The 12,400-nt window shown below is 66.7% G+C and carries 10 protein-coding genes; 1 reads left to right on the forward strand and 9 read right to left on the reverse strand.

Annotated elements, in window-relative coordinates; all coding sequences use genetic code 11:
* Positions 1 to 25: 25 nt before the first annotated feature.
* The 6 genes from BM337_RS07310 to BM337_RS07335 form a co-directional block, all read right to left on the reverse strand.
* Complete coding sequence (locus BM337_RS07310; protein ID WP_089815376.1) at positions 26 to 964, reverse strand: 2-oxoacid:ferredoxin oxidoreductase subunit beta; 939 nt, start codon at positions 962 to 964, stop codon at positions 26 to 28.
* Positions 965 to 966: 2 nt separating this feature from the next.
* On the reverse strand, positions 967 to 2,868 hold the full coding sequence (locus BM337_RS07315; protein ID WP_089815378.1) for a 2-oxoacid:acceptor oxidoreductase subunit alpha: 1,902 nt from the start codon (positions 2,866 to 2,868) through the stop codon (positions 967 to 969).
* Between the two features lie 343 nt (positions 2,869 to 3,211).
* Entirely contained in the window at positions 3,212 to 4,366 is a 1,155-nt protein-coding gene (locus BM337_RS07320) for an acyl-CoA dehydrogenase family protein (protein WP_089815382.1), read from the reverse strand.
* Between the two features lie 103 nt (positions 4,367 to 4,469).
* On the reverse strand, positions 4,470 to 5,072 hold the full coding sequence (locus BM337_RS07325) for a chemotaxis protein CheC (protein ID WP_089815384.1): 603 nt from the start codon (positions 5,070 to 5,072) through the stop codon (positions 4,470 to 4,472).
* Positions 5,073 to 5,174: 102 nt separating this feature from the next.
* Positions 5,175 to 5,837, reverse strand: coding sequence for an O-methyltransferase (locus BM337_RS07330; protein ID WP_089815386.1), 663 nt, complete (start codon positions 5,835 to 5,837; stop codon positions 5,175 to 5,177).
* A gap of 71 nt (positions 5,838 to 5,908) precedes the next feature.
* A complete protein-coding gene (locus BM337_RS07335) occupies positions 5,909 to 7,972 on the reverse strand; it encodes a right-handed parallel beta-helix repeat-containing protein (protein WP_143117651.1) in 2,064 nt (687 codons plus the stop codon).
* 235 nt (positions 7,973 to 8,207) lie between these two features.
* Here BM337_RS07335 and BM337_RS07340 point away from each other — a divergent pair, with 235 nt between their 5' ends.
* A complete protein-coding gene (locus tag BM337_RS07340; RefSeq protein WP_089815390.1) occupies positions 8,208 to 8,927 on the forward strand; it encodes a helix-turn-helix domain-containing protein in 720 nt (239 codons plus the stop codon).
* Positions 8,928 to 8,951: 24 nt separating this feature from the next.
* Here the strand turns inward: BM337_RS07340 and BM337_RS07345 are convergent, their stop codons facing one another.
* The 3 genes from BM337_RS07345 to BM337_RS07355 form a co-directional block, all read right to left on the reverse strand.
* Complete coding sequence (locus BM337_RS07345) at positions 8,952 to 9,929, reverse strand: mechanosensitive ion channel family protein (RefSeq protein WP_089815392.1); 978 nt, start codon at positions 9,927 to 9,929, stop codon at positions 8,952 to 8,954.
* A 147-nt stretch (positions 9,930 to 10,076) separates the two neighbouring features.
* Complete coding sequence (locus BM337_RS07350) at positions 10,077 to 10,670, reverse strand: thioredoxin family protein (protein ID WP_089815394.1); 594 nt, start codon at positions 10,668 to 10,670, stop codon at positions 10,077 to 10,079.
* Between the two features lie 93 nt (positions 10,671 to 10,763).
* On the reverse strand, positions 10,764 to 12,359 hold the full coding sequence (locus BM337_RS07355; protein WP_089815396.1) for an ATP-binding protein: 1,596 nt from the start codon (positions 12,357 to 12,359) through the stop codon (positions 10,764 to 10,766).
* Between the last annotated feature and the right edge of the window lie 41 nt (positions 12,360 to 12,400).

The following is a 12,400-nucleotide window of genomic DNA, read 5'->3' on the forward strand; positions in this document are numbered from 1 at the left end:
TATGTTCCGGATTCGCAAACGACGGTTATTTGTGGTGTTCGAGGAGTTCGTCGGCCGCGCGCTCCCACTGGTAGTCCTCGTCGAAGTAGCGTTCGGCCAGCGGCTCTTCGGGCGCCTCGCCGAGGGCCTGCTTCTCCTCGCCGTAGGACGGCCGTTCGTCCTCGACGTAGTAGCGTCCGGTCAGCACCTCGCCCTCGTAGAGCTTGGACTCGGTCTCGAACATCATCTCCGCCGCTTCCTCGCGGTTCGAGACGTCGAAGTCGTACTCGTCGGACTGCTGGACGTCGGTGTAGGGGACGTACTGCTTGGCGTCCTTGTTCCAGGTCGGACACTGGGTCAGGAAGTCGATGTGCGCGAAGCCGTCGTGCTCGATGGCCTCCGCGATGATCTCCTTGGCCTGGTTCGGGTTGACCGCTGCCGTCCGGGCGACGTACGTCGCGCCGGAGGTCAGGGACAGCGACAGCGGCCGGATCGGCGACTTGGCGCTGCCCGAGGGCTGGGTCTTGGACTTGTGACCCTTCGGCGACGTCGGGGACGTCTGGCCCTTCGTCAGCCCGAAGATCTCGTTGTTGAAGACGATGGAGACCATGTCGTGGTTCTCCCGGGCCGTGTGCATGAAGTGGTTGCCACCGATGCCGTAGTTGTCGCCGTCTCCGCCTGCCGCGATGACGGTCAGCTCGGGGTTGGCCAGCTTCGCTGCGCGGGCGACCGGGAGCTCACGGCCGTGGATGGTGTGGAAGCCGTAGCTGTTGAAGTAGCTGTTGAGCTTGCCCGAACAGCCGATGCCGGTGAACAGCGCCACTTCGTCGGGGTTCTTCCCGACCTCGGGCATGGCCTGTTTCAGCGCCTTCAGGACGCCGAAGTCGCCACAGCCGGGACACCACGTCGCCTGCGGTTCGATGCCGGGCGTGAACTCGTCTCGTTCGGTCTCTCGTTCGTTGCCGATTGCTGAGAATGCACTCATTGTTAGTCACCTGCCGCGGGGACGTACTTCATGTTCGTCGCGGCCAGTTCCTCGCCGTCGATGCTGGTCTCGAAGCCCTCGACGATCTCTGCCGGTTCGAACGGGTTGCCGTTGTACTTCAGCAGGCTGGAGAGCTTCGGACCGAACCGGCCGATCTCTTTCTGGGTCAGCCCGCGGAACTGACCGGAGGCGTTCATCTCGACGACGAGCGCCTCGTCGACTGATTCGAGCCACTCGCTGACCTCTTCGACCGGATACGGCATCATGTCGGAGACGCCGAGGGCCTTGACCGAGTGGCCGGCGTCGTTGAGCCGGTCGACCGCCTCGAAGGCGGTGTCCTGGTGGCTACCCCAGATGAGGATGCCGTGGTCGGCGTCCTCGGGTCCGTAGTAAGTCTGGTGTGAGCTGTTCTCGTCGAGGTCGGCGCGGATGTCGTCGAGCTTGTCGAGCCGACGGTTCATCTGCGCGATGCGGTTGTCGGGGTCTTCGCTGATGTGACCCGACGGGTTGTGCTCGTTGCCGGTCGCGAGGTAGCGCCCGCCCTCCTGGCCGGGAACCGACCGTGGACTGACGTTCGAGCCGTCCTCCGGTTCGTGGAGGAAGCGCTGGAACTTGCCAGAGGAGTGGTGGGCCGCCTCCGCGATCTCCTCTTCGGTGAGCACCGAGCCCGGGTCCGCGTTGGGCTGGCGGTCGAAGAAGCTCTCGTCGACGTTGCGGAGTTCGCCCTGGAGCTTCTGGTCGTAGACGACGATGCTCGGGATCTGGTACTCGTAGGCGATGCGGAACGCCTGGCGCGTCTGGTCGTAACACTCCCGGATGTTCCCGGGCGCGAAGACGACGCGGGCCGAGTCGCCCTGGCTCGTGTAGAGGACGTGCTCGAGGTCGGCCTGTTCGGGCTTCGTCGGCATCCCCGTCGAGGGGCCGGCACGCATCGCTTCGAGGAGTACTATCGGCGTCTCCGTCATCTCGGCGAGGCCGAGTGGTTCCGACATCAGCGCGAAGCCGCCGCCCGAGGAGCCGGACATCGCCTTGACGCCGGTGTGGGACGCACCCAGCGCGAGCGCCGCCGCGGCGATCTCGTCCTCGACCTGTTCGGAGATGCCGCCGAACTTGGGCAGGTGCTGGGACATGAGCGTGAACACGTCGGTCCACGGCGTCATGGGGTAGCCGGCGATGAACCGACAGCCCTCGTCCAGCGCGCCGTAGGTGATGGCGTTCGACCCCGAGAGGAGCACCTGGTCCTCCTCGTGGGGTTCGGATTCGGGGATGCGCAGGTCGTGTTCGTGCTCCATCTCCTGGACCTGCTCGTAGGCCTGGTCGAGCACGTCGAGGTTCGCCTCCATGATGTCGCCGGACATGTTCTGCTCGATGAGCTCCTCGAAGTAGGAGAGATCCATGTCGAGCAGCGCGGCGGTCGCCGCGACCCCGGCGGTGTTGCGCATGACCTCGCGGCCGTGTTCCCGGGCGATAGAGCGGAGATCGAGCGGATACACGTGCCAGTCGTTCTCCTCGGCACGCGCCTCCAGCTCCGTCGCCGCGATATCGTCCTCGTCGAGGAGTCCCTCGTCGTAGACGATCACGCCGCCCTCGCGGAGGTCGTCGAGGTTCTCCGAGAGGGGTTTGAGCTCTTCGTTCCCGTAGTACGCTTCTTCCTGTGGATTCCGTGCGAAGGAGTCTCCGAGGGCAAGAAGGAAATTGTAGCCGTCGCCGCGAGACCGGACGTCTTCCTGGCTCGCGCGTACCTCTACGTAGGTGTGGCCGCCCCGGATGCGCGAGGGATAGTGTCGATGGGTGAAAACGTGCAGTCCCGAGCGCATCAGGGCCTTTGCAAAGTTCTGACTCGTCGAGTCGATCCCGTCACCGGAACCGCCCGCGATTCGCCAGATTAGTTCCTGGCCTGTCATGGTAAATCATCGGCCCCAGATCGGGTGCCGTGTATCGGGCTTAGGAGGGCCGTGACTAAAGATTTTCCACTATAACGCAGTTCATTAATCGTTATCGATAGCAAGATGGGGTTCAACTGAACGATTTTGACTCCGCGAGTGGTCAGCTAGCACGTCGAACGTGCCACCCGTTCACTCGGGTGCTACCCAGCCGCACGGATCTGGTCTCTCGAACCGACCTCTCTAGATTCTGTCGAAACCGTCGACCCGCTCGGAATACGTGTCAGGATCCTGTTGATCTATCGTGTGGGTTCCCCCGCGGGTAGCGACTACTGTCGCGCGCGAACGCCGCTCGCTCGCGGCCTCACCGCGGTGCCTGCCGGTAGATGAGGTTCCGCTGGACGTCGTTGGCGCCCTCGTAGATGACCGGGATGCGGGAGTCACGGAAGACCCGGGAGATGCGTCGGTCGGTGAGGACAGACCGGCCGCCGTGGAGCTGCATGCCCGTCTCGGCGCACTCGGTGGCCGTCTCGGTCGCCTTGGTCTTGGCCAGCGCCGCCCAGTAGCCCGCGTCGTCGCTGTCGGCGACCTTGTCGGCGGCGCGCCAGACGAGCGTGCGCGCGGACTCGAACTCCAGGCGCATGTCGGCGAGGTGGTGCTGGACGGCCTGGAACTCGTCGACGGTCCGCCCGAACGCCTCGCGGTCGTGGACGAACTCGGAGGCCTCCTCGATGGCCGCCGCGGCGAGGCCGACGCCCTGGCCGCCGACGATGACGCGCCCGTGGTTGAAAAAGTCCGCGAGCATGTAGAACCCCGCCCCCTCCACGCCGATCAGGTGGTCCTCGGGGATCCGACAGTCCTCCAGCCTGATGTGGGCCTGCTTCGACGCCCGCATGGCCATCTTCTCGGGGATGTGTTCGGCCTCGTACCCCTCGGCGTCCGTGGGAACGATGAACAGCGAGTAGTTGCCGTAGCGGTTGTCCTCGTCGTCGCCGGTCTTCGCGTAGAGGGTCACCCAGTCGGCCTCGACGCCGTTGCCGATCCAGTACTTCTCCCCGTTGAGGACCCACTCGTCCCCGTCCTTCTCGGCGGTCGTGGCCATCCCCGCTAGGTCGCTCCCGGTCTCCGGCTCAGACACCGCGAGGCCGGTGATCTGGTCGTTCTCCGCGACGGGCCGGAGAAACTCCTCTTTCTGCCGGTCGTCGCCGTGTTCCTCGACGATTTCGGCCCCGAAGCTCGCCAGCTGGAGCGTCAGTGCGATGCCGGCGTCGGCGCGGTAGAACTCCTCGGCGATGGCCAGCACCTGGTGCAACGAGAAGCCGCGACCGCCCCACTCCTCGCCGATGTCCTGGGCGACGAGGCCCGCGTCCATCCCGGCTTCCAGTATCTCGTGGGGGTACTCCCCGGAGGCGTAGTAGTCGGCGGCGTTCGGCGCGATGTGTTCCTCGGCGAATTCGCGTGCGTCCTGCTTGACCTCACGTGCCGCTTCGGGGACGATGTCGTCGTCGAACAGTTCCATACACGGTAGACGGTACCCCGCGCCAAATACACATTGAAACAACTACAAATCTGCAACGAGTTCACTCGGCAGTCGTGAGCGTGGGTCGTAGAAATTGTACCGGTCAGACGTCGATCTGCTGCATAAGGGACACGAGTTCTTCGAGTTCCGGGAAGGTGTACACCGTGACGTCGATGTCGGAGTTCAACGCGTGGACGCGCGAGTCGAACATCAGCGACATGTCCGTCTCTCGGCCCCCGACGAGTTCGTCGACCATGCCGCTGCCCGGGCCGAAGGTGAAGTTCGGCGGCCCGATGTCGATGGTCGTCTGGAGAACGTTCGCCCAGCCGTCGATGAACGCGGAGGTCATGATGTTGCCGATCTCCTGGATGGCGGAGCGCTCCATGTCGGTGAACCCGCTGCCGTTCGGGTCCGTCTCGCCCATGTCCCCCACCATGCCCCGTGCGAGTTCCTTGGCACTCGCGCCGTTGAACAGGAAGAGGATGTGGCCGTGGGGCGGTTCGAGCAGTCTGATGCTGATGCCGATCTGTTTCTGGTCCCCGACGTGGGTCTTGATGTCGGCGACGTCGATGAAGTTGATCTTGGTGATCTCCATCTCCGTCTCCATCCCGGTCATCTGGCTCAGGTGGTCCGCGACGGTGTTCCCGCCCTCCTTGGCCATCTGGTTGAACAACCCCAGCTTGCGTATATCTATCTTCAGACTCATGGGCGTAACACGAACGTTGCGGGTCGTTTCCCGGCCACCCACATAAGCGATCCACCCCCATTTTCGCAGGCGAGAATTGGAGCGACGACGGGGCGAGACCGGTCAGATCCGGATCGAGACGGCGACGCCCTCCCCCAGCGGCAACAGGCCCGTCTCGAACTCGGGGTCCTCGCCGACGGTCCGGAGGTAGTCGGCGATGCCACGGCTCATCTCGTTGGCGGCGACGTCCTCACCGGCCAGTAGCGCACGGACGTCGTCGAAGTCGAGCGGGCCCGCTTCGATGGCGTTGTCCGCCGCGACGATTCCACCGACCGGAACCTTGTCGCGGACGGCTTCGAACGCCTCCGCGTAGCGGTGCTTCTCGTTGTCGATCAGGACCACGTCGAAGGGACCGTCGTAGCGCTCGACGGTCTCGACGGCGTCGCCGTGTTCGAAGCGGGCCCGGTCGGCGAACCCGCCGCGTTCCAGGTTCTCGCGGGCGTCGTCGAGCTCGTCCGCGTCGACTTCGGTCAGGACGATCTCGCCGTCCTCGGGCAGTGCCGGGGCCATCCAGTACGCCGAGTAGCCGTAACCCGACCCGAACTCGAAGACTCGCTCCGCGTCGACGGAGCGGGCGAGCAGACGGAGCCACCCGCCGACCGCCGGCCCCACCGTCGGGAACCCCTCTCGGTCGGCGCGGGCGTCCATCTCCTCGATGACCTCGTCGGCACTTGGCGCCAGCGTCCGGGCGAACTCCTCCGTCACGTCGGGCAGCGGGTCACTCATGGCGTCCACTACAGCGGGCGGTCACAAAACGACAGGGGCCAGGGAAGTCCCACTCGCCCGTCGCTCGACGCTCAGGGCTGCGTCTCGTTCGCGTCGATCGGGGTATCGAAGCGGACGAAGAAGCCCGTCGAGCCACCGGTCTGGCGGATCGACCTGAGGTCACCGTCGACGTGGTAGGCGTCGCCCGCGGACGTCGTTCCGGTCACCGTGACCGTCCCGTCGGTCCGCGATATCGCGTCGTTCTCGTCGGCGGTGACGCCGCCCGTCGTGACCTTCGAGACGTTCCCGTCGACCGCGAAGGTGTACTCGATGGGCTCTTCGACCGCCGCCGGCCCGATGACGAGCGTCCGGGTCCGGTTCTCGGACTGCGCCGCGGCGGACGCGCCGACGTCGGCGAACCGGTCGTCGTCGAACGCGTACCGTCTCGCGGGCACCGGTTCGTCGCTCTCGGACCCTGTGTTCGCCCCCGCTGTCGCCTCGTCGCCTGCTGACGTCGCGTCGCTCGCGGCGGCTTCCTCGTTCGACGACGCGTCGGCGCGCACCGTATCGTCGCCGGGCGCGCTCTCCGTGCCGTCGTCGGCCGTCGTCTCGGCGGACTCGTCGCCCGCACTCTCGACGACCGGGACGACGGTGCCGCTCTGGGAGACGGAGATCTCCGCTTCGCCGTCTGACACAGTGACGCCGTCGACTTCCTGCCAGGTCCCGTCGACGCGCTGGTACGCCGTGACCTCGCCGTCGGCGTCGACGGGCACCGTCACGGTCGCCGTCGCGCCGTCACCGTCCCGGAGCGCCACATCGACGCCCGGCCCGGCCGATTCGGTCCCCTCGGGCAGCGAGTCGGGAGTCCCGACCGAGGCGAGACGGGTCACGCCCTGGTCGAACTGGACCGAAGCGCCGTCTCCGAGCGTGACGGCGTCGGCGACCGCACCTGCTCGCTCCGCCTGGTCGCGGTAGGCGCCGTCGCCGTTGTCGCCGATCTGGACGTTCTCCAGCCTGTCACCGCCGGCGGGGTAGCTCAGCACGCCCGGGCCGCCGTTGCGCTCGACGCGGCTGTCGGCCAGCACGTTGTCGGAACTGTCGGCGAACTCGACGCCCGGGCCGCCGTTGTCGGTCACCGTCGCGTCGCCGACGAAGTTGTCCACCGCGCCCGTCGCGACGTGGATGCCCCGGTCGCCGTTGTCGGTGGCCTGGACGATGCTGAAGGAGCTCTCGGAGACGCCGCGGGCCAGCCAGAGGCCCGTGCCGTCGTTCCCGTCGACGGTGACGTCACTCGCCTGCACGTCGGCCGTGTCGACGAGCACGACGCCGTCGCCGTTGTCACTCGCCGTCACCGCCTGCATCGCAGAGCCGTCGGCCTCGGTCAGGCGGACGCCGGTGTCGCTGTCCGTCGCTCGAACCTCGACCAGGTTCGCCGTCGGCCCGCTCGCCCCGCTGCCACCGAGCGCGACGGCCACGCTCCAGTCGCTGACGTCGACGTCGCGAACGGTCACGTCGGAGACGCCGCCGGCGACCTGGACGCCGGTGCCGCTTCCCGGCCCAGCGACGGTGTGTCCGTTCCCGTCGAGGACGACGCCGCTCGCCTCTACGACGAGGCAGGTCCCCGAACCGGAGACGTCACCGGTCAGTTCGTACTGGCCGGGCTCGTCGATGACGGTGCAGGCGGACAGCTCACCGTCCGCCGCGCTCTCGTTCGGCGTCTCGGTGTCGTTCACGCCGTCGGTTTCGTTGGCCTGTCTGGACGCGTTCCCGGTCTCCGCGTCGGTCGCGTCGTCAGCTGTCGCCGGGTTCGTCGACTCGGGCGTCTCCGTCTCGGTGGTCGCCTCCGTCGGCGTGTCCGTCGCGGTCGGCGTCTCTGACGGCGTCGCGGTGGCTTCGTCCGCCGCGTCGCCGCCGCCCGAGGCGCCCGCGTCGTCCGGTTCGGACGTCGCAGTCTCTGCGGGTTCAGTCTCTGTCGACGGTTCAGTGTCGTCGTCGGCGTCACTCGCCGATTCGTCGCCGTCCGTCCCCTCAGTGACGTTCTCACTCTGGACGTCGTGTGCTCCGGCGTCCACGGTCGGTCCACCGAGGTCCGCGACAGCCAGGCCACCCCCCGCTCCGACGGCGACGACGGTAATCACGGCCAGTACGAGTGCCACGCCCCTCGTCCGTATCCCTTCGTAGCGCATGGCAACACCGATACCGACTACCGGTGTTTAGTATTTAGCGCCAAAACCACAGTAAGGCGTGCTTACGACGGGCGAGGGTGGCCCACTGAAGAAACGCCGACCGGTCCGACCCCCGGACTGGAACGTCCGAGGCCGATTAGCCCGTTACGCCACTCTCGAATTAGCACATGCTAACTTTCAAGCTCCGCAGGGCGTACACACGGCTATGCAGGAGTTCGAGTTCGTCGTCGCCTACGAGGCGGGGGCCGACAGGCTGATGGACGTCTTCCGCGAGCACCCGTCGCTGTCGGTCCGGTCGTCGGCGTGCTACACCGACGACTCGTCGATGTGGCGGATGGACCACGCCAGCGGCTCTCGCGAGGCGATGGCGCGTTTCGACGAGACGTTCCTCGACGACACGCGGTGTAACGAGTGTCTGAACGCACCGGACTGCAACACGACGCGGGAGTACCACGTCCTCGACCGGCAACCCCGCGGGCGGACCGTCTACACCTTCCGCGAGGAGGTCCACAGGTGCCACTCGGTCCCGCACTTCGTCGTCGACCACGTCGGCGATGGCGCCGTACTCCAGTCACACAGAACGGACAACGAGTACCGCTGGAAGGCCCTCTTCCCGGACGAGCAACCCGTCGGCGAACTGTTCGACGCCATCGAAGCGGAGTTGCGGGACGGACTGACGCTCGAACTGGCTCACCTCACCCAGTCGGGCAACTGGAGCGCCGAGACGCGGACGGCCCACAAGCTCTCGCCGGAACAACACGAGATGCTCGAAGCGGCGGTGGCCGCGGGCTACTACGAGCGCCCGCGGGAGACGACCGTCGAGGAACTGGCCGACGAACTCGACGTCGCCCGCTCGACCGCCCAGTACCGCCTGCGCGAAGCCGAGGACGCCATCGTCACCGAGTTCGTTCGCGACGCGCTGTGAGGGCGGGTCGAAAACGCGGCGCCGCTACCGGTTCCGGCTGACGGGGAACTTGACCCGCTCGGGGGCCTCGTTGAACGCGACCAGGATGCGCCGGTACAGCTCGTTGCGCACCCGCTGGCCGCGCCGTGGGTGGACGAGGTACCGGAGCCGGAACTCCACCCAGGACTCCTCCTGGACCACGTTGACCGACGGGCGGTCCTGAACCTCCAGTTCGACCGGCGTCTCGGAGAGGCGCTCCCGGTATCGGGCGATGCGGGCCGCCATCTCGTCGCCCAGGTAGTCGTCGGCTTCCTCCCGCAGCAGGTCCTGGGCGTACGCCAGGTCCGTCTCGTAGGCGACCTGGATGGAGAGTTCGTTCCAGACGAAGGGGAACTCCTCGCGCGTGTAGTTCTTCACGTGCGAGGAGAGCACGACGCTGTTGGGCAGCGTGATGATCCGCCCCGAGGGCTGGTTCGAGGAGACGAGTTCGCCGTTAATCTCCCACAGTGTCGTGACGAGGAAGTCCACCTCCGCGACGTCGCCCTTCGACCCCTCGATGGCGACGCGGTCGCCGACCTGGTAGGGACGCTTGACCATGATGTAGAGCCAGCCGATGAGCGAGAACAGCGGCTGTTGCAGGGCGAAGGTGACGGCAAAGCCCACGACCCCCAGCGAGAACAGCACGCCCACCCACTGCTCGGTCGCGACGCCGAGTAACGCCACGACGGTCGCGACCCCGAACCCCAGCCGCAACACGTTCCGCACGTCGTGCTGGCGGCGTTTGCTCGGCGTCCGGTCGTCGAGCGCGCGCTTCGCGAGGAGGTAGAGCCCGTAGCCCGCGAAGACGATGGCGACGGCGCCGAGCACCTTCGACCCGAGCATCCCGAACGTGACGCCGCCGATCTCGACGCCCGTCGGGATCCCCCAAAGTTCGCCGTCGAGCGACGAGGCCCCCACGTACGCCGACGCGAGGCCGAAGCCGACGGCCAGCAGCACCGACCCGAACGCCAGCGGTCGTTTCACTGCCTTCGACTCTCCGTCCCAGGGGTAAACCGTTTTGGAGACTGGCGTGGCTGGATGTCGCAGAGTCGAGAACGCGACCGTTTATACTGGCAACAAGACACCGTCGTCGCTGAATCGCGTTCTGATCAGATAGCCAACAAATCAGAATCAGGCGTTCCAGTAGTCGGGTTCGTTGCCGTCGCGCCACTTTATGGAGCAGCCGCGGGAGGGCCGCTGCTCGGCGGTGACTTCCTCGCCGGCCAGCACCGTCTCGACGTGCGCTTTCATCTCCCGCTCGGTCGGTTCGTCGTCGGGGTTGGTGGCGTCGTCGAGGCGGCCGTGGTACGCCACAGTGAACGTTCCGCTCCCGTCGTTAGCGAGCAGGAAGGGGTCGGGCGTACAGCGGGCGCCGTAGCCCGCCGCGACGGCCTGCGTCTCGTCGAAGAGGTAGGCGTCGTAGTCGACGGTGCCGTCCTCGACAATGTCCTGCATGCGCTCGAAGGAGTCGTCGGGGTACTCGTCCGGGTCGTTGGCGTTGACGCCGACGACGGCCAGGTCGTCGTACTCGTCGGCGAGCGCGTTCAGTTCGTCGAACTTCGCCTGCGCGTACGGGCAGTGGTTACACGTGAACACGAGCAGGACCGCCGACCTGTCGGCGAAGTCTGCCAGTGAGTACGTCTCACCGTCGGTCCCCCGGAGCTCGAACTCCGGTGCTTCGTCGCCGCGATGGAGGACGTCTGCTTCAGATTCGAGTTCGACCATGTGAGGGTCTAATCGTGCTGGAAACTAAGTAGTTCAGGGACAGGTGCGATGGTCGGGCCAGTGCAGGACCTGGCGCGACGCTCGGGCGGACCGTCACGTTGGTTCGGACTCCGGTTCGACCCGCCCGACGTCCGAGAAGTCGAATCGGGCACCGCCGGCGGGGCTCTCGCCGACGGCGACGTCCCAGCCGTGGGCGTCGGCGATGCTCCGGACGATGTTCAGTCCGAAGCCGGTCCCGTCCTCGTTCGTCGAGTAGCCCACGTCGAATATCGCCTCGCGCCGGTCGGCAGGAATCCCGGGGCCGTCGTCCTCGACGGCGAACCCCTTGTCGGTCCGGCGGACGGTGACGGTCACGTCGGGGCCGGCGTGTTCCACGCTATTGCGGAACACGTTCTCCAGGAGCTGGCGCAATCGGCTCCGGTCGGCGGACACCGTCCCGAGGTCGTCGTCGCACGCGAGCGTCGAGGCGTCGGCGCCCGTCGTCGCCCACGCCTCCTCGACGACTTCTCGAAGCGGAACCGGTTCGAACTCGTCGATGGCCTCGCCCTGCCGGGCCAGCGTCAACAGGTCCGCGATGAGTTCGTCCATCCGTTCGAGCGCGTCCGCCGTCTTCGAGAAGCACTCCTCGTCTCCTGTCTCGCGGGCGAGCTGGAGGTTGCCGACTGCCACGGTCAGCGGGTTCCGGAGGTCGTGGCTGACGATGCCGGCGAACTCTTCCAGGCGCTGGTTCTGTCGGGCCAGCTCGCGCTCGCGCTCGGCGAGGCGTTCGTTCGCCTGGATGGAGGCGATGGCGTGACCGATGGTCTCGCCCAGGTCGGTGAGCACCGCCTGTTCGCGTTCCTCGAACACGTTGTGCCGGTCGGCGTAGATGCTGATGAAGCCGTAGACAGTCCCCTCGTGTCCGATCGGAACGACGGCCATCGACTGGACGCCACGGCTCTCCAGGATGTCCCACCACGGCTCCATCGACGGGTCCGCGAAGACGTTCTGCACGCACTGGATTTCGCGCTCCCTGATCGCGCGCCCCCCGGGACCGCCGCCGGTCGGACTGTCGTCGACGGTGACGTCGATCGACTCGTAGTAGTCGTCGTCGAGCCCGGACCACGCCGCCGGACGGACGACGCCCTCGGCATCGTCGTACCGGCCGACCCAGACGGACTCGTAGGCCGCTGACTCACTCAACCGGTCGCAGACGGCCTGTTCGAGCGACTTCCGGTCCGTCTGGTTGACCAGTTCCTCGGTGGCGACGCGGAGCGTGTCGTTGATCCGGTTCAGCTGTTCGACGGACTGCCGTTGCTCCAGGCGGCGGACGTCGTAGAGTCCGACGAGAAGCCCCACGAGCGCGCCGAACGTCGCGACGTTGACCATGGGGACGATGGAGTCCGACTGCGTGACCTCCAGCACGAGGGTGACGGCGAACATCCAGAGGCCGAACGCAAACAGGACGGTGACGCCGACACCGGTCCAGGCCAGCATCCGGCCCGCGAACCGGTCCGGAACGAGGCGGCCACGGGCGACCTGGACGCCGACGCCCGTCATGACGAGCGAGAAGACCACTGGAAGCAACGTGACGAGCACCGCCAGTGCGCTCGTTTCGACCCCGGTAGCGCTGGACAGGTGAAAGCCGGTCAGCAATAGACCGGCGCCGGCGATTATCGTGCCAGCGCTTCGGTTGGCAACGCCACGCATTGGGGATAGTCTGCTATTCTCACAGATGAAACTTCCCCTCG

It is taken from the genome of Halomicrobium zhouii (assembly GCF_900114435.1).
GTDB classification, from domain to species: domain Archaea; phylum Halobacteriota; class Halobacteria; order Halobacteriales; family Haloarculaceae; genus Halomicrobium; species Halomicrobium zhouii.

What these genes read in the sequence shown, in the direction of transcription:
- BM337_RS07325 (WP_089815384.1), bottom strand. Translation starts at nt 5,072, where the DNA reads ATGAGTCTGAAGATAGATATACGCAAGCTGGGGTTGTTCAACCAGATG.
- BM337_RS07350 (WP_089815394.1), bottom strand. Translation starts at nt 10,670, where the DNA reads ATGGTCGAACTCGAATCTGAAGCAGACGTCCTCCATCGCGGCGACGAA.
- BM337_RS07320 (WP_089815382.1), bottom strand. Translation starts at nt 4,366, where the DNA reads ATGGAACTGTTCGACGACGACATCGTCCCCGAAGCGGCACGTGAGGTC.
- BM337_RS07330 (WP_089815386.1), bottom strand. Translation starts at nt 5,837, where the DNA reads ATGAGTGACCCGCTGCCCGACGTGACGGAGGAGTTCGCCCGGACGCTG.
- BM337_RS07355 (WP_089815396.1), bottom strand. Translation starts at nt 12,359, where the DNA reads ATGCGTGGCGTTGCCAACCGAAGCGCTGGCACGATAATCGCCGGCGCC.
- BM337_RS07310 (WP_089815376.1), bottom strand. Translation starts at nt 964, where the DNA reads ATGAGTGCATTCTCAGCAATCGGCAACGAACGAGAGACCGAACGAGAC.
- BM337_RS07315 (WP_089815378.1), bottom strand. Translation starts at nt 2,868, where the DNA reads ATGACAGGCCAGGAACTAATCTGGCGAATCGCGGGCGGTTCCGGTGAC.
- BM337_RS07340 (WP_089815390.1), top strand. Translation starts at nt 8,208, where the DNA reads ATGCAGGAGTTCGAGTTCGTCGTCGCCTACGAGGCGGGGGCCGACAGG.